The following is a 19,199-nucleotide window of genomic DNA, read 5'->3' as shown; positions in this document are numbered from 1 at the left end:
CGGAGCCCGACCACGGGGGACGCCCGGCCGGCCACCGAGGGGGCGCCGAGCAAGGGCCCAGCCTACCGGTGACCCACCCGTGGGGCTGATTCCACGGGAGCGTCCCTAGCGGTGGATCGCCCAGCCCCGCGACTCGAGCGAGGCCATCAGGTGCTCGGCCCGGGCCTCGTCGACGACCAGCTCGACCTGGCCGGTGTCACGGGCGGGGTCGTGGTCGATCCGCACGTCCTCGATGTTGACCCCGCTCTCGCCGGCGTCCGCGAACAGCCGGGCCAGCTCGCCGGGGTGATCGGGCACCGAGACGAACACCGAGCCGGTCGGACGGGGTGGTCCGCCGTGCTTGCCGGGGATCGCGAGGGTGCCGGCGACACCGCGCTCGAGGATCGTCGCCAGCGGCTCGCGTTCCCCCGTGCTGACCGCGTCGATCAGCACGTCGAGCTGGTCGCGCACCTGGGTCAGCAGGCCGGCCACCGCCGACGCGTTCCCGGTCACGATCTGCTCCCACAGGGCCGGGTCTCCCCCGGCCACCCGGGTCACGTCCCGCACCCCTTGACCGCTCAGGGCCAGGTGCTCGGCCGGCGCGTCCGCGAGTCGACCGGCCACGAGCACGGCGAGCAAGTGCGGCAGGTGCGAGGTCCGGGCCACGGCCAGGTCGTGCTCCTCCGGACTCAGGCGTACGACGCTCGCGCCGGCCAGGCGGGCCAGCTCGGTCACCGCCTCGACCGTGGCCGGCGCCGACCCCTCGTGCGGGGTCACCGCCCAGGGGCGTCCGTCGAACAGGGTGGCGCTGGCGGCCAACGGGCCGGACCGCTCGCTGCCCGCCATCGGGTGGCTCCCGACGTACCGCTCGGTGCCCGCGAGGCCGTCCAGCGCGCGCAGCGGAGCGGTCTTCACGCTCCCGACGTCGGTGACCAGGGCGTCGGTCTCGACCAGGGCCCGAGCGACCTCGGCGCCGACGTGGTCGGGCGGGACCGCGACCACGACCAGGCCGGGCCGCTCACCGGCGTGCGGCCGGCCGGCGCCGAGCCCGGAGGCGGTGCGGACGTGCTCGGCGTTCGCGTCCGCGAGCAGGACGTCGACGCCGTGGCGGCGCAGGGCCAGCCCCAGCGACGTGCCGAGCAGGCCGGTGCCGACCACCAGCACCGGCTCCGGCAGCCGGTCAGTCACCGGAGGGCTCGTCCGGGACCGCGCGGACCCGCGCCAGGTCGCGGCGCAGCTCGGCCGCGCCGTGCAGGTAGACGTGGGTGATGTCCGCGCGCGGGAGGTCGGACTCGACGTGCGCCATCATCCGCACCACCCGCGGCATCGAGCCCTCGATCTCGAGCTCGCGGGTGCAGATCAGCGGCACGTCGGTGAAGCCGAGCATCCGGGCGGCATAGGCGGGGAACTCCGAGACCAGGTCGGTGGTCGCGGTGAAGATGATCGAGATGAAGTCGTCGACGACCCATCCGTTGGCGTCCATCACCTGGGTCACCATCTCGGCGACCCGCTCCAGCATGTGGTCGCGCGAGTCCTGCTCGAGCTGGGTCGCGCCCCGCACCGCCCTGACTGCCACGGGCAAACCCTAACGGCGCCGACACCTCGCGACCGGGCCCTGTCCATGGCGGTCAGCGCGTCAGGGTCTCGTAGCCGCTCGCACACGCCGCCGGGCCGCCGTACTCGCTCTCCAGCGACGCAGCGACGCGCCCGCGTAGCAGCTGGAACGAGTGTTCGCCGTCTGAGGCGGTGTTCCGTCGGGTCTTGACCAGCCGCTGGTTGACCAGCGCTTCGCCCGGCATGAACTGGTCCCGTGTCAGATCGAGCTCGACGCCTCCGGGCGTCACGTTCCAGTAGTGCACGCCTTCGACCCGGCCGTCGTACTCCACCTCGGCCACCATGAGATCGCCACCGAGCAGATCTTGGATGACCAGGGCCGTCGTCCCGCACTGGCCCCGCGACGGACGTCCCTGCCCCCGGGCCAGGTAGTCACTCGAGGCGAAGCAGGTGTCGGACCCCCACGAGGAGCGCACTGCTGCTTCGATCTCGCTCAAGGTCCACGTCGGCATGGACGGATTGTGCCCCAGGGTGCCGACACCCGTTCGGACCGATGCCGCTGCTCGTCCGGTAGGTCCGGTCGTCCGCCCGGCAGCACCGGCTCGTGTGCCTGAGCACGCGGTAGAGCGCGTCCTCAGGCACACGACCTGCTCCACCGGCGACGGGTCAGAGCTTGGCGGCGTCCAGCAGGGCCCCGAGCTCGTCGTTGGTCAGGTCGCGGAGCTCGCCGGGCTTCATGCCGGTCAGCTGGATCGGGCCGATCGCGATCCGGGTCAGCTTGCGCACGGGGTGGCCGAGGTGGTCGAGCAGCCGCCGGACGATCCGGTTGCGACCCTCGTGGATCACCAGCTCGATGATTGAGCGGTCCTGGACGCCCTGGCCCACCACTCGCGCCGACGACACCGTCACCGGCCCGTCGTCGAGCTCCACCCCCGCGAGCAGGGCCTCGACGGTGGTCTTGCCGACCCGGCCGTCGACCTCGGCGACGTAGGTCTTGTCGACCTCGTACGACGGGTGGGCCATCCGCTGGGCGAACTCGCCGTCGTTGGTCAGGAGCAGCAGCCCGGCGGTGTCGGTGTCGAGGCGGCCGACGTGGAAGAGCCGCTCTGGCCGGTCGGCGACCAGGTCGCTGATGGTCGGCCGCCCCTGTGGGTCCGACATCGTCGAGACGACGCCGGTGGGCTTGTAGAGCACGAGGTAGACGTGCGGCGAGACCGGCGGCAGCCGCTGACCGGAGACCCGGATCACCGCAGTCAACGGGTCCACCTTGGTGCCGAGCCGGGTGACGACCTCACCGTCGACGGTGACCTCGCCCTCCAGCATGAGCTCCTCGCACTTGCGGCGGGACGCGACGCCGGAGCGGGCCAAGAGCTTGTGCAGCCGGACCAGGCCGTCCTCGTCGGGCTCGACCAGGTGGCCGGTCATCGGGTGATCAGCCGGGTCGTCACTCCGCTGACCCTTCGGCCCCGACGACCTCGTCGTCGAAGTCGCCGAGGTCGCCGAGGTCGGTGAGGTCGGGCAGGAACGGCGCCAGCTCAGGCAGGTCGTCGAGCGAGGTGACCCCGATCCGCTCCAGGAAGTACGACGTGGTGCGGTACAGGTTGGCGCCGGACGAGTGGTCCTGACCGGCCTCCTCGACCAGACCGCGGGTGAGTAGGGTGCGCATCACACCGTCCACGTTGACACCTCGGATCGCCGAGACCCGCGCCCGCGAGACCGGCTGCCGGTAGGCGACCACGGCCAGCGTCTCGAGCGCTGCCTGGGTCAGCCGGGCCTGCTGCCCGTCGAGCACGAAGGCCTCGACCACGCCGGCGTACTCCTCGCGGGTGTAGTAGCGCCAGCCGCCCGCGACGTTGCGCAGCTCGAAGCCGCGCCCCTGCTCGGCGTACTCCTGGGCGAGGTCGGTGAGCGCCGCCGTGACGTCGCCCAGCGGGTGCCCCACCGCGGTGGCCAGGGTGGACTCGTCGAGCGGCTGGTCGGCGATCATCAGCAGGGCCTCGAGCGAGGGCCGCAGCCCGCCCTCGGGCACCAGGGCGACCTCGAGTGCGTCGTCGGTCACGGGATCTCCCCAGTCGTCTCGTCGGTCGTGTCGTCGGTGGGCCCGGCAGCGGTGTCGTCGGTGGTGACGGCCGCCTCGAGCGGGACGCCCTCGAACTCGTCGATCTGCAGCCCCGACTCGAGGTCCAGGTCGTCGCCGCCGATCCAGCGTACGGTCAGCTCGCCCAGCGGCGTCACCTGGTCGAAGGCCACGGCGTTCTCGCGGAACAGCTCCAGCAGCGCCAGGAACCGCGCCACGGTCGTCAGGGTGTCCGGGGCGTCACCGCACAGGGACCGGAAGGTCATCGTGCCCGTCCGGCGCAGCCGCTCGACGACGAGCTCGGCCTGCTCGCGCACGCTGACCGCCGGGGCGTGGATGTGCTGGAGCGAGAGCTCCAGCTCGGGCCGGGGCTCGAGGGCCTTGGCCGCGAGCGAGGCGAAGGCGTCCAGGCCGATCCCGATCAGCACCTCGGGCAGCAGCCCGGCGAAGCGGTCCTCCAGGCCGACGGCCCGCGGATGACGGCGCGACTCCCCCGCCAGCCGGCGCTCCAGCACCGCGGCCACCTGCTTGAACGCGCGGTACTGCATGAGGCGCGCGAAGAGCAGGTCGCGGGCCTCCAGCAGGGCGAGGTCCTCCTCGTCCTCGACGTCGCCCTGGGGCAGCAGCCGGGCCGACTTGAGGTCGAGCAGCGTGGAGGCGACCACGAGGAACGACGTGGTCTGGTCGAGGTCCCACGCGCCGTCCCGTCCGTCGAGCTGGGCGCCGGCCTTGACGTGGGCGATGAACTCGTCGGTGACGCGGTGCAGCGAGACCTCGGTGATGTCGAGCTTGTGCTTGGAGATCAGGCTGAGCAGGAGGTCGAACGGGCCCTCGAAGTTGTCGAGGGTGACCGCGAACGACACCTGGTCGGGGCCGGCCTCCTCGGGGGCTGCGGCGAGAGTCATCTGCGAGGCGTCATTCCTCGATCAGGCGCTGCACGAGCAGGCTGTCGAGCCCGTGCTCCTCGAGGTCGGCGAGCACCAGGGCGATCGCCTCGCGCACCATCCGGCCCCGGTCGACGGCCAGGCCGTGGTCACGGCGCAGCGCCAGCCGGGCGTGCTCGAGGTCGAGCAGCTCGTCGGAGGTGACGTAGACGGTCATCTTCTCGTCGTGCCGCACCCGCCCGCTGGGCCGGCGCGGCCTGGTGTCGTCGGCCGGCGGCACCGCCCGGACCCGCCGCTCGTCGCGGCGCTCGTCGTGGGCGGTCCCGACCTCGGGGGCCTCGCCGGTGGGACGGAACAGGTCGTCCGCGGCGGGGAGGGTCACACGTCGAGACAACGGACCGCCACCTCCCGGGCCAGGTCGCGGTAGGACTCGGCACCCGCCGAGGCCGTGGCGTACGACGTGATCGGCTCGCCGGCCACGGTGGAGTCGGAGAACTTCACGGTCCGCCGGATCACGGTGTGGAAGACCTTGTCGCCCCAGGCCTGGACCAGACGGTCCATCACCTCGCGGCTGTGCAGGGTGCGCCCGTCGAACATCGTGCCGAGCACCCCCTCGATCTCCAGTCGCGGGTTGAGCCGTTCGCGCACCTTGTCGATGGTGGTCTTGAGCAGCGCCACGCCGCGGAGGGCGAAGTACTCGCACTCCAGCGGCACGATCACGCCGTCGGAGGCGGTCAGGGCGTTCACCGTCAGCAGGCCCAGGGATGGCTGGCAGTCGATCAGGATCACGTCGTACTGCTCGATCGCCGGGGCCAGCACGCGCTGCAGGGTCTGCTCGCGGGCCACCTCGTGGACCAGCTGCACCTCGGCGGCGGACAGGTCGATGTTGGACGGCAGCAGGTCCATCCCCGGCACGCCGCTCGGGACGACCACGTCGTCGATGCCGACCTCGCGGTCCATCAGCAGGTTGTAGACCGACAGGTCCATCTCGTGCGGGTTGAGGCCGAGCCCCACCGAGAGGGAGCCCTGCGGGTCGAAGTCGACCAGCAGCACCTTGCGGCCGAACTCCGCGAGCGCGGCACCGAGGTTGATCGTGGTCGTGGTCTTGCCGACCCCGCCCTTCTGGTTGCACATCGCGATCACCCGCGCGTGCGTCGGGCCGGTGACCGGACCGGGATCGGGGAACTGCTGCATCGGGCGTCCGGTCGGACCGAGGACCACGGCCACCGCCACCTCGTCGGTCACGGCGTCCGTGAGTGGCTGCTCGACGACGGGGGTCTGCTCGACGACGACTCCCTCCGGCGGGACGCTCGTCCGGGCGAAGGGCAGGGGGGCGCTCACCGGGGTCTCCACGTTCTCGGACACGGGGGGCGCCGGCACCGGGGCCTGAGGCGGCATCTCGGGTGCGGTGGTGCCGGTGTGTCCGCGGCCGAAGATGCCCGTCATGTGCGCTCCAGTTGTGTCCGTGCCGGTTCGACTGAAAATGTCGACTTTCCGACATAGTGCCCCGACGTACGCCGTGACTGTAGGAGGGCGCGCCGAGCGGCCACAACCGATCCCGGGAAACCCCCAGGCCCGACCCCGAATCTGTTGACAGCGTGTGCACTGGTCACGAGGGGACTGCACAGGCGACCCCCTGCCTGTGCACAACCCTGTGCAGTCAGGAACGCCCCGTGGGGCGGGTCAGGCGGGGTCGTAGAGCGCGGGTCGGGAGTGCTGCGGGACCTCGACCCGGCCGGCCCCGTGCAGCGACTCGACCGCCGCGAAGGCCGCGACGTTGGCCAGGTAGCCGTCCCAGGCGCTCGGCCCGGACGGGGTCCCGGACCGGATCCCGCGTACCCAGGCGCCGAGCTCGATCCGGTACGCGTCCTCGAACCGGAGGGTGCCGTCGGAGCCCACCACCCGCCCGTCCACGCCGTCGCGACGCACCGACACGCCGTACGGCGGGAGCAGCGAGACCGTCCCCGTGGTGCCGGTGACCTCGGTGTGGACGTCGTAGCCGTACTGAGCGTTGATCGAGACCTCGACGGTGACCACCGAGCCGCCCACCGTCTCCAGGACCGCCACCTGCACGTCCTTGAGCGCACCCTCGTCGACCCGGGGCACGAAGACCGTGACCGCCGCGATCGGGTCGTCGAGCAGCCACGGCACCGAGTCGAACTCGTGGATCATCGAGTTCACCAGCAGGCCCTCGTCGGTGTGGCTCGGGTGGGAGTGCGCGTTGCGGTGCAGACAGTGGGCCGCCCGGACCGTGCCGATGCTGCCGCCGAGCACGGCCTCGCGCAGGGCGACGTACGCCGGGTCGAAGCGCCGCATGAAGCCGAGCTGGATCAGCCGGGTGCCCCCGGCCACCTCGGCGTCGACGACGCGACGCGACCCCTCGAGCGACGTGGCGATCGGCTTCTCGAGCAGGGTCGGCTTGCCCGCGGCCAGGCAGGCCAGGGCGAGCTCCTCGTGCAACGGGTCGGGGGCCGCGATCAGCACGGCGTCGACCTCGTCGGAGCCGATCAGGGCCTCGGTGGTCGGCGCCGGCGAAGCGCCGACGCCGGCCGCCACGGCCGCGGCCCGCTCGGCGTCGACGTCGAAGACCCGGGTCACGGCCGCGCCGCTCACCCAGCTCCCGAGGTTGGTGACGTGGGCGGTGCCCATCGCGCCGGTGCCGATCACACCGATCCGCACCTGGCTGCTCGAGGTGGTCATGGGGTCACCCAGCGTCTCTCGTCGTAGGAGGTCACCATCGCGTCGACCAGGGTGGCCGCGACCACCGCGTCGTCGATCGTCGCGCCGTACGGCGCACCTCGGTGGATGCTCTCCACGAGGGCGCGGCACTCGACGACCTTGAGGTCGTCGAAGCTCATCGCCATGCCCGAGCCCGGCTGGAACGCCGCCAGGTCGCCGTCACCGGGCCCGACGAGGCGGGTCTCCCAGGTGGCGTCCTGGTAGTCGGCGGCCAGACAGACGCGGAGCTCACCCATCCGCCGGAAGTCCCAGGACAGGGCGCCGCGGCTCCCGCGCACGTCGACGCCGTAGCTGCACTGCTCGCCCACTGCCACCCGCGACGAGGTCAGGGTGCCGCGGGCCCCGGAGCCGAACCTCAGCAGCGCCGACGCGGTGTCCTCGTTGCCGACCGGCCCGCGGGGACCCTCGCCGCCCCGTGCGAAGTGCGACATCGAGCCCTCCCCCGGCAGCGGGCGCTCGACGATGTACGTCGCCTGGTCGGCGACCAGCTCGCTGATCCCTCCGAGGGTCTCGCCGCCGATGTGGAGCGCCAGGTCGAAGCCGTGGCTGGCGAGATCGCCGAGCACGCCGGTGCCGGCGTACTCCGGGTCGAAGCGCCACGACAGGGCCTGGTCGGGGTGCGCGGAGTAGTCGGCGAGCATCCGCACGTCGACCGACTCGAGGGTGCCGAGCCCACCCTCGGCCACGAGGCGCCGTGCGGCCTGCACGGCCGGGGCGTTGCGGTAGTTGAAGCCGACCGCCGACCGCACGCCGGACTCGTGCACCGCCGCCGCGATCGCGGCGGTGTCCGCGGCGCTGCGCCCGGCCGGCTTCTCGATCCAGAGGTGGCGCCCCGAGCGGGCGACGGCCTCGCCGACCTCGCGGTGCACGAAGTTCGGGCCGCAGACACTGACGACGTCGATGTCGTCACGCGTCAGGAGGTCGGCCCAGCTCTCGACGGAGTCGGCGAAGCCGTAGTCGTCGACCGCGAGCTGCCGGCGGCCGGCGTCGGTGTCGGCCACGGCGACGAAGCGGGGGCGCAACGGGGCGTCGGGGTAGTGGTGCGCGAGCCGGGCCCAGGCGCGCGTGTGCACCTGCCCCATCCAGCCGAAGCCGACCACCGCCACGCCGATCTCACGACGTGGGGTCACGGACGTGGGCCCCGGGCGCTCTCCGCGTCGGTCGTCTCCGACTTCGTGCCGAGCGTCTCGGCGACCTCGTCCTGCAGGGACCGGGTGACCTCGGAGTCGGGCATCTCCCGCGCCAGCTCGTGGCTGAGGGCCTCGAGCTCGGTGCCGCCCGCCATCATCTGGACCAGCTCCTCCAGCGGCATCTCGGCCTTGGGGAAGTTGCCCATGCTGCGGCCACGGCGCAGCAGCATGAACCGGTCGCCGACCGGATAGGCGTGATGGGGGTTGTGGGAGATGAAGATGACGCCGAGACCGCGGTCGCGGGCCTTGGCGATGTACTTCAGGACGACACCGGACTGGCGGACGCCGAGGGCCGCGGTCGGCTCGTCCAGGATCAGCACCCGGGCCCCGAAGTAGACCGCCCGGGCGATCGCGACGCACTGACGCTCGCCGCCGGACAGGGTGCCGATCGGCTGCTCCACGTCCCGCAGGTCGATCCCCATCAGGGCCAGCTCGGCCTTGGTGATCTCCTTCATCTTCGCGATGTCGAGCCGACGCAGCGGGCCTCGGCCCTTGGTCAGCTCGGAGCCGAGGAAGAAGTTGCGCCAGACCGGCATCAGCGCCACCACGGCGAGGTCCTGGTAGACGGTGGCGATGCCCAGCGCGAGTGCCTCGCGGGGCGAGGAGAACTTCCGGGTCTCGCCGTCGACGATGAACTCCCCCTGGGTGTGCGCGTGCGCACCCGCGAGGATCTTGATGAACGTCGACTTGCCGGCACCGTTGTCACCGAGCACGCAGGTGACCTCACCGGCGTTGACGGTGGTGGTGACGTCGCGCAGCGCGATCACCGAGCCGTAGCTCTTGCCGATGTCCTTGACCTCGATGATCGGGGTGCCGGGCGGTGGCAGCCCCGGGCCGCTCCCGGCGTCGGCGCCGGGAGCGGCGTCGCGGTCTCCGCGACGCTTCGCCGCCTGCACGGTGTCCTGCTCGCTCATCGCACCTGCTCCGCTCGTGCCTTGACCCAGTTGTTCACCAGCACCGCACCGAGCAGCATCACGCCCAGGAACGTGTACTGCCAGTCGCTGTCCCAGTTGTGGTAGACGATCCCCTGGTAGACCATCCCGTAGATCAGGGCGCCGAGGGCCGCCCCAATGGCCGAGCCGTAGCCGCCGGTCAGCAGGCAGCCGCCGACCACCGCACAGATGATGTAGAAGAACTCCTGCCCGACGCCGGTGGTCGACTGGGCGGTGGTGGTCTTGAACAGCGTCAGCATGCCCACCAGCCAGCTGCCGAAGGCCGTGGTCATGAACAGCCCGACCTTGGTCCGGAACACGGGGACCCCGACCTGGCGGGCGCTGGTCTGGGCACCACCCACGGCGAAGATCCAGTTTCCGGCGCGGGTGCGCTGCAGGATCCACGTGGCGAGGATCATCACGGCGAGCGCCCACCACGTCGCGGCGTAGATCCGCATGACCCCGGTGGACGCGACGTGCACCCACGGGAGCCAGCCGAGGTGGACCTCGATGTAGCCGCCGAAGAGCTTGTTGCCCGCGGCGTACCCCTTGGCGGACGCGAAGTCGACCACGGACACCTGGTCGATGATCCGCTTGACCACCGCCAGGTTGAGGCCACGCAGCACGAAGAACGTCCCCAGCGTGACGATGAAGCTCGGCAGCCCGGTCTTCATCACCAACACGCCGTTGACGAACCCGATCGCCAGCGCGACCACCAGCGAGGTGAGCACCGAGACCCAGACGTTGACGTGCCAGTGGGACATCATGATGCCGGTGATCAGGCCGGTCGTCCCGACCATGGCGCCGGCCGACAGGTCGAACTCACCGCCGATCATCAGCATCGCGACGACGACCGCCATGATCGCGAACGATGACGAGTAGAAGATCCAGGTGCTGGCTCCCTGCGGCAGGGCGAAGGCCGTGGTGGTGAACGCGAAGTAGCAGAAGATCACGATGGCGGCAGCCAGGGCTCCCACCTCGGGCCGCAGGAGTACGGCGGCCAGCCGGGCGTGGTCGCCGACCCGCTCGTCACGCTCGGGCTTCTGCGCCGGGGCCGGTGCCGGCGCTTCGGTTGTGCTCATGAGTCCCTCCTGGGGCTGCGGTGGAACAGGTGCCCGGTCGGTGGTCCGGACCACACGGGTCCGGACCACCGACCGCTGGCTCAGCGGGTACCCGCCTGAGCGAACTTCAGGACCGCCGAGGCGTTGTCCTTGGTGATGAAGGCCGGACCGGTGTAGACCGGCTGCCCGCCACCGATGTCGAGACCGTCGAGGTTCTTCAGGTAGACGGCCGTGACGCCCATGTAGCCCTGTGCGTAGGGCTGCTGGTCGATGGCGAACTCGATCTTGCCATCGATCACGTTCTGCACGACGTCGGCGTTCACGTCGAACGTGCCCACGGTGACGTTGGCACCGGTGGCGGCCACGGCCTTGACGGCCTGGCCGGACATGTCGCCACCCAGCGACAGGATCCCGTCGATGCTCGGGTCGGCCTGGAGCTTGGACTCGATGGTCGCTTCGGAGCCGGCCAGGTCGGTGTTGTCGACCTGGAGGTTGGTCATGGTGCCGGAGAACTTCGACTTGGCACCGGCACAGCGCTGCTCGAGGCCGACGTTCCCGGCCTCCTGGATCACGCAGAGCACGTTCTTCAGACCGTCGTCGGACAGCCGCTGACCAGCGGCCTCACCGGCGAGGGTCTCGCTCTGGCCGACGTGGGTGATCGCGCCGTACTGCTTCCACTGGTCGATGCCCGAGTTGATGGTGACCACCGGGATGCCCGCGGCCACGGCCGCCTGGATGCTGCTCTTCAGTCCGTCCGGGTTGGCCATCGACACGACCAGCCCGTCGGTGCCGGCTGCGACCGCGTTGTCGATCAGGGTCGCCTGCTTCCCCACGTCGGGGTCGCTCTGGTAGTGCAGGTCGAGGCCTTCGTCCTTGCCGGCCTGGACGGCACCGGCCTTGACGACGTCCCAGAAGGAGTCGCCGGGGGCACCGTGGGTGATCACGTCGATGCGGAACCCGCTCGACGCGCTGGTGGTCCCGGTGCTGTTCGAGTCGGCCTTCGGGGCGCTGCTGTTGCTCGCCCCACAGCCCGTGAGCACGAGCAGTCCGGCTGCGACTCCAGCGGTGAGTAACCGTCGGATCTTCATGCGTGTTCTCCTTGTCGACCGCTTCTCGCGGGTTTCTCTTGTTGGTGACCCTGGTAGCCGGATGGCTCGTCGGGACGTGCGAACGCTGGTGCTCCGAGGCCGGCCCTCATGGTGGGTCGCCCGGGGTCGGGATGGGCCGCAGGTGGCTGCGCTGACGCGCCTTCTGTACGTCGTACGTCGTGCGCGCCTCGCGGGTCGACGCCAGGTCGGCGACCTCGGAGACCGGCACGTCCCACCAGGCCGGGCTGTCGGGGGCCGGCACCAGCGGATCGGTCTCCACGTGGATGACGGTGGTGACCTCCGCGGCCTGGGCGTCGGCGAACGCCTTCTCCAGCTCGGCGATGTCGGCGACCGAGATCACCCGGGCACCGAGGCTGGCGGCGTTCGCGGCCAGGTCGACCGGGAGGTGGTCGCCGTCCAGCCCGGTCGGCGTGCGGTAGCGGTAGGAGGTGCCGAACCGCTGGGACCCCAGTGACTCCGAGAGGGCCCCGATCGAGGCGAAGCCGTGGTTCTGCACGAGGACCACGATCAGCTTCACCCCCTCCTGCACCGCGGTGACGATCTCCTGGGACATCATCAGGTAGGACCCGTCGCCGACCATGACGACGACCTCGCGGTCCTCGCCGGCGTCGAGCACCGCCAGCTTCACGCCCAGGCCGCCCGCGATCTCGTAGCCCATGCACGAGAAGCCGTACTCGACGTGGTAGCCCTTGCGGTCGCGGGTGCGCCACAGCTTGTGCAGGTCGCCCGGCATCGACCCGGCCGCGCACACGACGACGTCCTGGTCGCGGGTGAGCCGGTTCACCACGCCGAGCACCTCGGACTGCGCCGGGAGCGGCTCGTGCTGGAGGTCGTAGGAGGCCTGCACCACGTCGTCCCACTCGCGGGCCAGCCGACCGGCCCGCTCGGAGTGCTCGGCCGGTGCTCGCCACCCGGTCAGCGCGTCGCCGAGCTGCTCGAGCCCGCGGCGGGCGTCGCCGACCAGCGCCTCCCCCGAGAGCTTGTAGGCGTCGAAGCCGGTGACGTTGAGGTTGACGAAGCGGACGCCGGGATCGGCGAACACCGTGCGGGACCCGGTCGTGAAGTCGCTGTAGCGGGTGCCCACGCCGATCACGACGTCCGCCTCCGCAGCCAGGGCGTCGGCCGCCGTGGTGCCGGTCGCTCCGACGGCACCCACCTCCAGGGGGTGGTCGAAGCGCAGGCTGCCTTTGCCGGCCTGCGTCTCGGCGACGGGTATGCCGGTCGCCTCGACGAAGGCGCGCAAGGCGTCGCCGGCGTCGGAGTAGATGACGCCGCCGCCCGCCACGAGCAGCGGCCGGCGGGCACTCCTCACGACAGCGGCGGCCCGGGCCAGCGCGTCGTCGGCCACGACCTGGCGGGACACGTGCCACACCCGCCGGGCGAACAGGTCGTCCTCCCAGTCCCAGGCCTGGGCCTGCACGTCCTGCGGCAGGGCCAGGGTGACGGCGCCGGTCTCGGCCGGGTCGGTGAGCACCCGGACCGCGGCCAGCAGCGCCGAGGGCAGCTGCTCGGGCCGGTTGACCCGGTCCCAGTAGCGGGAGACCGGCTTGAAGCAGTCGTTGACGCTCACGTCGTACGACCGTGGGTCCTCGATCTCCTGGAGCACCGGGTTGGCGGCCCGGGTGGCGAAGACGTCGCCGGGCAGCAGCAGCACCGGGATCCGGTTCACCGTCGCCAGGGCCGCGCCGGTCACCATGTTGGTCGAGCCGGGGCCGACCGACGCGGTGCAGACGAACGCGGAGAGCCGGTCGCGGTGCCGGGCGTAGCCGACGGCGGCGTGCACCATCGCCTGCTCGTTGCGGGCCTGGTGGTAGCGCAGGACGTGCTCGGCCGAGCCGGCGTTCTCGGCGCTCTCGCGCTCGAGCAGCGCCTGACCGACTCCGGCGACGTTGCCGTGCCCGAAGATGCCCCAGCAGCCCGCGAAGAACGGGGTCTCGACGCCGTCGCGCTCGACGTACTGCACCTCCAGGAAGCGCACGATCGCCTGGGCCACTGTCAGTCGGACGCTCATCGGCCCTCCCCCTCGCTGCCGAACGGGAGCCGCGGGTCGATCGCCTGGTCGGCCCAGGTGTCGCGGACCCAGCCGTGAGCGGGGTCGTCGCAGATCCGCCAGGCGCGCTCGTCGCCGGGCCCGGCCATCACGTTGAGGTAGTAGAGGTCGTAGCCGGGCACCGCGATCGAGGGACCGTGCCAGCCGTAGGGGATCAGCACGACGTCCCCGGTGCGGACCTCGGCCAGCACGTCGATGTCCTTGCCCGGGTGACCGTAGACGCGCTGGTAGGCCAGGCCCGGGCCCTCCGGCCCGTCGGCGACCTCGAAGTAGTAGATCTCCTCCAGCTCGCTCTCGTCGGCCGAGGCCTCGTCGTGCTTGTGCGGGGGGTACGACGACCAGTTGCCGCCGGGCGTGAGCACCTCGCAGGCGATCAGGGCCTCGGCCTCGAAGGCGTCAGGGGTGCAGAAGTTGTTGACCTGCCGGCTGGCGGCCCCGGCCCCGCGCAGCTCCACCGGTACGGCGCTCGCGGGCTGGTGCCGGAAGGGCAGCCGGCCGCGGCACACCGCCGACGGGAGGGCGAAGCGGCCACCCGCGACGCTGGTGACCACCGCCTCGGCGTCGCGGGGCAGGTAGACGAAGTCGCTGGGTCCGGTGAAGACGTCCGGCCGCCCCTGCACCACGAGGGTCTCGCCCTCGCAGCTCACCGAGCACGATCCGGACAGCGACAGCACCAGGGTCTCGGCCGGCCCGGTGTGCCACGTCGTCGACTGCCCCGGCCCCAGGTCGACCACGGCCAGGCCCGAGTAGGTCCAGCCCGCCGACTCGGGGGTGACCACGAGCGGCCCGTCGCCGCGCCGCAGATGGCGCTCGACGGTGGCTGCCGACCCGGTGCTCATCACATCATCTCCACGACGGCGTCCACGGCGCTCGCGACATCGCCGTCGGGCGGGTAGAGCAACGACCGGCCGACCACCATGCCGCGCACCTGGGGGTTGTCCAGGGCCTTCTGCCACAGCGCGAACTGGGCGTCCTGGTCGGCCGCGACCTCGCCGCCGAGCAGCACCACGGGCAGGGTGGTGGCGGCCAGCACGGCGTCCATGTCGTCGATGACGGGGAGCTTGAGCCAGGTGTGGGCGCTGGTCCAGCCGAGGCCGGCCGCGACCGTCGCGGAGCGGACCACGGCGTCCGCCGCGAGGTCGTTGCGGACCCGCCCGTCGACGCGGTGGGAGATGAACGGCTCGACCATCGCCATCAACCCGTGGGCGGCGAGGTCGCCGACGGCGGCGGCGCAGGCGGCCAGGGTCGGCGCGGTGGCCGGGTCGTCGGGGTCGATCCGCAGCAGCATCTTGCCGCCCTGGAGTCCCATCCTCGCCAGCGCATCGGCGTCGTACGCCGTGAACCGGTCGTCGATCTCGAACGACGTGCCGGCCAGGCCGCCCCGGTTCATCGAGCCGACCACGACCTTGTCCTCGAGAGCGCCGAGCAGGAGCAGGTCCTCGATGATGTCGGGCGTCGCCAGGACCCCGTCGACCCCGGGTCGTGACAACGCCGTCGCCAGTCGCTCCAGCAGCCGGAACCGGTTGCCCATCGCCGTCGGGTCGTCGCCCGCGCGGAGCGCGCCGCGGGCGGTGTGGTCAGCCGCGACCAGGAACAGCCGTCCGGTGCTGCCGGTGAGCCCGGCCGGCACCCGTCGGGCCGCGGCCCGTTCGGCGATGGAGCCGGGCTGCTCGGCCCGGATCCGGACCAGGTCACGGACGTCGGGGCTCACGCCGGGCTCCCGAGGATCTCGTCCAGCTCGGCCGTCGTCGGCATCGCGTCGGCACAGGCGAGCCGCCCGGCGACGACCGCTCCGGCCGCGTTGGCGAAGCGCAGGGTCCGCTCGAGGCCCCAGCCCGCGAGCAGCCCGTGGCACAGTGCGCCACCGAAGGCGTCACCGGCGCCGAGACCGTTCACGACGTCGACCGGCACCGGCGGGACCAGCACCGCCTCCTCCCGGCTCACGCCGAGCACGCCGGCCGGGCCCTGCTTGACCACCGCCAGATCGAGGCCGGCGTCGAGCAGCGCTGCGGCAGCCGCCTCGGGGTCGCGGGTGCCCACGGCGACCTCGCACTCCTCGCGGTTCCCGACCGCGACGTCGACCAGCGGCAGCGCTGCCGCGACGTGGCGGTGCGCCTCCTGCGCAGACGACCAGAAGACCGGCCGGTAGTCGAGATCGAGGACGGTGAGGCCGTGGTCGCCGCGGGCCTCGAGCGCCGCCATGGTCGCCGAGCGGGACGGCTCCTGGCACAGCCCGGTCACCGTCACCCAGAACACGTCGGCGGCGGCCACGGCGTCGAGGTCGAGGTCGTCGGCGTGGATCTGGAGGTCCGGGGCGGTCGGGTAGCGGTAGAAGTAGATCGGGAAGTCGTCGGGCGGGAAGATCTCGCAGAACGTCACCGGCGTCGGGATGCCGGGCACCGGAGTGACGAACCGGTCGTCGACCCCGAAGTCGCGGAGTGCACGGTGGACGTAGCGACCGAACGGGTCGTCGCCGGTACGGGTGATCAGCCCGGCTGCGCGTCCGTGCCGCGCGGCGGCGACCGCCACGTTGGTCGCGCTGCCGCCCAGGAACCGGTGGAACGTCGAGACGTCCTCGAGGCGGGTGCCGCTCTGGTCGGGGTAGAGGTCCACCCCCACCCGACCCATGGTCAGCACCTCGAGATGCCCGGCGGAGGTCATCCGGCCAACCGGGAGAGGTAGGCCAGGCTGGTCCGGACGTCGGCGAGCGGGTCGTCGCGCTGCTCGGGGCCGTGCAGCTTGACGTCCTGCTCCAGGACGTACCAGCCGCGGTAGCCCGCCGTCTCCAGCACGGCGACCATCGTCTCGATGTCGACGTCACCGGCTCCGAGGGGTCGGAACATCCCGTCCCGCACCGCGTCCCCGAACGTGACCTCGCCGGCCCGCACCCGGGCCGCCATCGCGGCGTCGACGTCCTTGAGGTGCACGTGGACGACCCGTTCCGGATGTGCCGCGGTGATCGCGACCGGGTCGGCACCGCCGACGAGGAGGTGACCCGTGTCGACGCAGAGTCCGACCCGCGAGCCGGCGAGCACCCGCTCGGTCTCCGCACCGGACTCGACCATGGTGCCGACGTGGGGGTGCAGTGCCGCGACCAGGCCGCGACTCCGTGCGAGGTCGGCGATCCGGTCGAGGTTGCCCAGCAGCACCCGCCAGCCGTCGTCGCCGAGCGCCGGCCGGGCGTCGTACCCCGCCACGCCGGTGAACGCGGCGAGCACCACGACCCCCGCGCCGCAGGCGACGCAGCCGTCCATGAAGCGCTCCACCTCGGGCAGCGGGTCGTACGACGGGTCGTGCAGCAGGATCGGCAGGAAGCCGCCGACCGCGCGGAGCCGGTACGACGCGAGCTGGGCGGCCCTGGCCGCGGGCGCGATCTCGAGGAACCCGTCCGGGCCGAACTCGGTGGCGGCCAGGCCGAGGTCGCGCATCTGGGACAGCACCGCGTCCGCGTCGAGCTGGAAGCCCCAGTCGGGCACCTCGCACACGCCCCACGAGATCGGGGCACCGGCGATCCGGTCGCGGACCGAGTCCCCCGCCGCGGCATCGAGGGTGCGCGCGGCGGTCGTCTCGGGGCTCACGGGGGAGATTGTCGTCACACGCCGGTGGACGTGTCAACAGTTTGTCCTGACATATTGACGTACGGACATGCCGCCCCCATGCTTCCTGATGTTGGTCACCCGCTGCCGAACCAGGAGGACGGCGTGCCGCTGCCCGAGGTCGTCGTGAACCGGTCCAGTCCCGTGCCCCTGTACTTCCAGGTGGCCGAGCAGATCGAGCGCGCGATCCAGGACGCCCTGCTGCTGCCCGGTGACCGGATCGCCAACGAGGTGGCCCTGGCCGACCAGCTCGGGCTCTCGCGGCCGACCGTGCGGCAGGCGATCCAGACCCTGGTCGACAAGGGCCTGCTCGTGCGCAAGCGCGGTGTCGGCACGCAGGTGGTCAACGCCCCGATCCGTCGTACCGTCGAGCTGACCAGCCTGTACGACGACCTGACCCGTAGCGGCCACCGCCCGGCCACGAAGGTGCTCGGCCTCGAGCTGGTCGACGCAGACGAGGCCGCCGCCACCCGGCTCAACCTCCCCGCCGGCCGGCAGGTCTGGCGCCTCGAGCGGCTCCGGTCGGTCAAGGGCGAGCCCCTGGCCCTGATGTGCAACCTGGTCCCCGAGAGCGTCACCAACCTGTCGTTCCTCGACCTGGAGGCGGTCGGCCTCTACGAGCACTTCCGCGCCCAGGCGATCAACCTGCGGGTCGCCCACCAGGTGATCGGCGCGCGGGTCGTCGACAACCGGGAGGCGAAGCTGCTCGGCATCCACCGCGGCGACCCGGTGCTGACCATGGAGCGCACGTCGTACGACGACCAGGGGCGGGCCGTCGAGTACGGCATGCACCTCTACCGCCCCGACCGCTACGCCTACGAGGCGACCCTGGTGGACCGCTGACCCGCTAGCGCGTCTCGCGGTCGGCCGGCACCTCGGTCAGGATCTCGAACAGGCGACGACGCGGACGCCCGGCGCGGGTGGTACGTCGTACCCGGCCGCGACGGGAGCGCCGGGCCGCCGAGCGCGCCATGTCGGCCGCCCCGATGAAGCCGGCGTTGGGGCCGAGCGCCGCCTGGAGGATCTCCGGCTCCGTCCGGTGCCCGCGACCGGTCAGCGAGCGGGCGAACGCCTGGCGGGTCGGCCCGATCAGGAGGTCGCCCGCCTCGGAGAGACCGCCACCGATGATGATGCAGCCCGGGTCGAAGGCGGCGGCCATCCCGGCCAGCCCCACGCCGAGCCAGCGCCCCACGTCGGCGAGCAGCTCGATCGAGAGCGGGTCGCCGTCGCGGGCGGCCTGGGTGATCTGCGGTCCCTCCAGCAGCGACGCGTCGCCGTCCACGAGGTCGTGCAGGTGCTGCGCCATCGGCGAGCCGGCCCGCACCAGCTCGCGGGCGTCCCTGACCAGCGCGTTGCCCGACGCGTACTGCTCCCAGCAGCCGCGGTTGCCGCACTCGCAGCGATGGCCGTCGGGCACCACCTGCATGTGGCCGAACTCGCCGGCCATGCCGTTGGCCCCGCGGTAGACGCGGTTGTCGAAGACCAGCGCCCCACCGATCCCGGTGCCGAGCGTCGCGCAGAGCACGAAGCGGTGCCCGCGACCGGCCCCGAACCGGCACTCGGCCAGGGCCGCGGTGTTGGCGTCGTTGTCGACCACCACCGGCAGCCGCACCCGCTCGGCGACCTGGGCGCGCAGCGGCTCGCGGCGCCAGTTCAGGTGCGGGGAGAACATCACGATCGTGCGGGTGACGTCGACGAAGCCGGCCGCTCCGATGCCGACCGCCGCCACGTCGTACTCCCGCGCGAAGCCCTCGACGAGGTCGACGATGGTGTCCTCGACGGCCCGGACGTCGTGCCCCTCGGTGGGCCGGCGCTCGACCGCGATCACCGCACCGGTCGAGTCCACGACGGCGCCGAGGACCTTGGTGCCACCGATGTCGATGCCGACCGTGAGCGGCTCCCAGCGCGAGGCGCGGGCTCGCCGGGGGGCGACGACGTCGTCGGACATGGCCCTCAGGGTAATTGAGCCGGCACTGCTGCGCCCCCACCGCCCGGAACCGGCCGGAGCGGGCAGGGTGCAGGCCCCGT

The 19,199-nt window shown here is 72.2% G+C and carries 20 protein-coding genes; 1 reads left to right on the top strand and 19 read right to left on the bottom strand.

From position 1 onward, the window contains the following. Positions 1–105: 105 nt before the first annotated feature. From E3N83_RS04540 to E3N83_RS04455, 18 genes are all read right to left on the bottom strand, one after another. Positions 106–1,167 (bottom strand): prephenate dehydrogenase, encoded by a 1,062-nt coding sequence (locus E3N83_RS04540; RefSeq protein WP_151082172.1) that lies wholly within the window; start codon positions 1,165–1,167, stop codon positions 106–108. Beyond that, positions 1,160–1,555 (bottom strand): chorismate mutase, encoded by a 396-nt coding sequence (aroH, locus tag E3N83_RS04535; RefSeq protein ID WP_151082171.1) that lies wholly within the window; start codon positions 1,553–1,555, stop codon positions 1,160–1,162. The genes E3N83_RS04540 and aroH overlap by 8 nt, the downstream gene beginning before the upstream one ends. Before the next feature lie 52 nt (positions 1,556–1,607). Further along, positions 1,608–2,045: a YunG family protein gene (locus tag E3N83_RS04530; protein WP_151082170.1), complete on the bottom strand. Its 438-nt coding sequence runs from the start codon at positions 2,043–2,045 to the stop codon at positions 1,608–1,610. 154 nt (positions 2,046–2,199) lie between these two features. Further along, positions 2,200–2,958, bottom strand: coding sequence for a pseudouridine synthase (locus tag E3N83_RS04525; RefSeq protein WP_151082169.1), 759 nt, complete (start codon positions 2,956–2,958; stop codon positions 2,200–2,202). A gap of 19 nt (positions 2,959–2,977) precedes the next feature. Further along, positions 2,978–3,592, bottom strand: coding sequence for an SMC-Scp complex subunit ScpB (gene scpB, locus E3N83_RS04520; protein WP_191907940.1), 615 nt, complete (start codon positions 3,590–3,592; stop codon positions 2,978–2,980). After that, entirely contained in the window at positions 3,589–4,515 is a 927-nt protein-coding gene (locus E3N83_RS04515) for a segregation and condensation protein A (protein ID WP_191907939.1), read from the bottom strand. The genes scpB and E3N83_RS04515 overlap by 4 nt, the downstream gene beginning before the upstream one ends. Positions 4,516–4,525: 10 nt before the next feature. Further along, the gene (locus E3N83_RS04510; protein WP_151082167.1) at positions 4,526–4,888 is read right to left on the bottom strand and encodes a hypothetical protein; all 363 of its coding nucleotides are present in this window, start codon (positions 4,886–4,888) and stop codon (positions 4,526–4,528) included. Then, positions 4,873–5,688 (bottom strand): ParA family protein, encoded by an 816-nt coding sequence (locus E3N83_RS04505; RefSeq protein ID WP_238343156.1) that lies wholly within the window; start codon positions 5,686–5,688, stop codon positions 4,873–4,875. The genes E3N83_RS04510 and E3N83_RS04505 overlap by 16 nt, the downstream gene beginning before the upstream one ends. 489 nt (positions 5,689–6,177) lie before the next feature. Next, the gene (locus tag E3N83_RS04500; protein ID WP_151082166.1) at positions 6,178–7,194 is read right to left on the bottom strand and encodes a Gfo/Idh/MocA family protein; all 1,017 of its coding nucleotides are present in this window, start codon (positions 7,192–7,194) and stop codon (positions 6,178–6,180) included. Next, positions 7,191–8,363 (bottom strand): Gfo/Idh/MocA family protein, encoded by a 1,173-nt coding sequence (locus E3N83_RS04495; RefSeq protein ID WP_238343067.1) that lies wholly within the window; start codon positions 8,361–8,363, stop codon positions 7,191–7,193. Before E3N83_RS04495 ends, E3N83_RS04500 begins: the two co-directional genes overlap by 4 nt. Further along, on the bottom strand, positions 8,360–9,337 hold the full coding sequence (locus tag E3N83_RS04490; RefSeq protein ID WP_151082165.1) for an ATP-binding cassette domain-containing protein: 978 nt from the start codon (positions 9,335–9,337) through the stop codon (positions 8,360–8,362). Before E3N83_RS04490 ends, E3N83_RS04495 begins: the two co-directional genes overlap by 4 nt. Beyond that, positions 9,334–10,437: an ABC transporter permease gene (locus E3N83_RS04485; RefSeq protein ID WP_151082164.1), complete on the bottom strand. Its 1,104-nt coding sequence runs from the start codon at positions 10,435–10,437 to the stop codon at positions 9,334–9,336. Before E3N83_RS04485 ends, E3N83_RS04490 begins: the two co-directional genes overlap by 4 nt. An 80-nt stretch (positions 10,438–10,517) precedes the next feature. Next, positions 10,518–11,504: a substrate-binding domain-containing protein gene (locus tag E3N83_RS04480; protein ID WP_151082163.1), complete on the bottom strand. Its 987-nt coding sequence runs from the start codon at positions 11,502–11,504 to the stop codon at positions 10,518–10,520. Positions 11,505–11,610: 106 nt separating this feature from the next. Beyond that, entirely contained in the window at positions 11,611–13,536 is a 1,926-nt protein-coding gene (gene iolD, locus E3N83_RS04475) for a 3D-(3,5/4)-trihydroxycyclohexane-1,2-dione acylhydrolase (decyclizing) (protein ID WP_151082162.1), read from the bottom strand. After that, complete coding sequence (gene iolB / locus E3N83_RS04470; protein ID WP_151082161.1) at positions 13,533–14,414, bottom strand: 5-deoxy-glucuronate isomerase; 882 nt, start codon at positions 14,412–14,414, stop codon at positions 13,533–13,535. Before iolB ends, iolD begins: the two co-directional genes overlap by 4 nt. After that, a complete protein-coding gene (locus tag E3N83_RS04465; RefSeq protein WP_151082160.1) occupies positions 14,414–15,286 on the bottom strand; it encodes a Cgl0159 family (beta/alpha)8-fold protein in 873 nt (290 codons plus the stop codon). Before E3N83_RS04465 ends, iolB begins: the two co-directional genes overlap by 1 nt. Further along, positions 15,283–16,236, bottom strand: a complete 954-nt coding sequence (gene iolC, locus E3N83_RS04460) for a 5-dehydro-2-deoxygluconokinase (RefSeq protein WP_151082159.1) — start codon at positions 16,234–16,236, stop codon at positions 15,283–15,285. Before iolC ends, E3N83_RS04465 begins: the two co-directional genes overlap by 4 nt. After that, on the bottom strand, positions 16,233–17,153 hold the full coding sequence (locus tag E3N83_RS04455) for a TIM barrel protein (protein WP_238343066.1): 921 nt from the start codon (positions 17,151–17,153) through the stop codon (positions 16,233–16,235). The genes iolC and E3N83_RS04455 overlap by 4 nt, the downstream gene beginning before the upstream one ends. A 123-nt stretch (positions 17,154–17,276) precedes the next feature. Here E3N83_RS04455 and E3N83_RS04450 point away from each other — a divergent pair, with 123 nt between their 5' ends. Beyond that, positions 17,277–18,014: a GntR family transcriptional regulator gene (locus E3N83_RS04450; protein ID WP_238343065.1), complete on the top strand. Its 738-nt coding sequence runs from the start codon at positions 17,277–17,279 to the stop codon at positions 18,012–18,014. A gap of 4 nt (positions 18,015–18,018) precedes the next feature. On the opposite strand, the gene E3N83_RS04445 is transcribed toward E3N83_RS04450, so the two are convergent. Further along, the gene (locus tag E3N83_RS04445) at positions 18,019–19,119 is read right to left on the bottom strand and encodes an ROK family glucokinase (protein WP_151082157.1); all 1,101 of its coding nucleotides are present in this window, start codon (positions 19,117–19,119) and stop codon (positions 18,019–18,021) included. Positions 19,120–19,199 lie beyond the last annotated feature (80 nt).

The sequence above is a fragment of the Nocardioides cynanchi genome (genome assembly GCF_008761635.1).
GTDB classification, from domain to species: Bacteria; Actinomycetota; Actinomycetes; order Propionibacteriales; family Nocardioidaceae; genus Nocardioides; species Nocardioides cynanchi.
The sequence above is the reverse complement of the archived record's forward strand: the minus strand, read 5'-3'. Positions and strand labels throughout refer to the sequence as shown.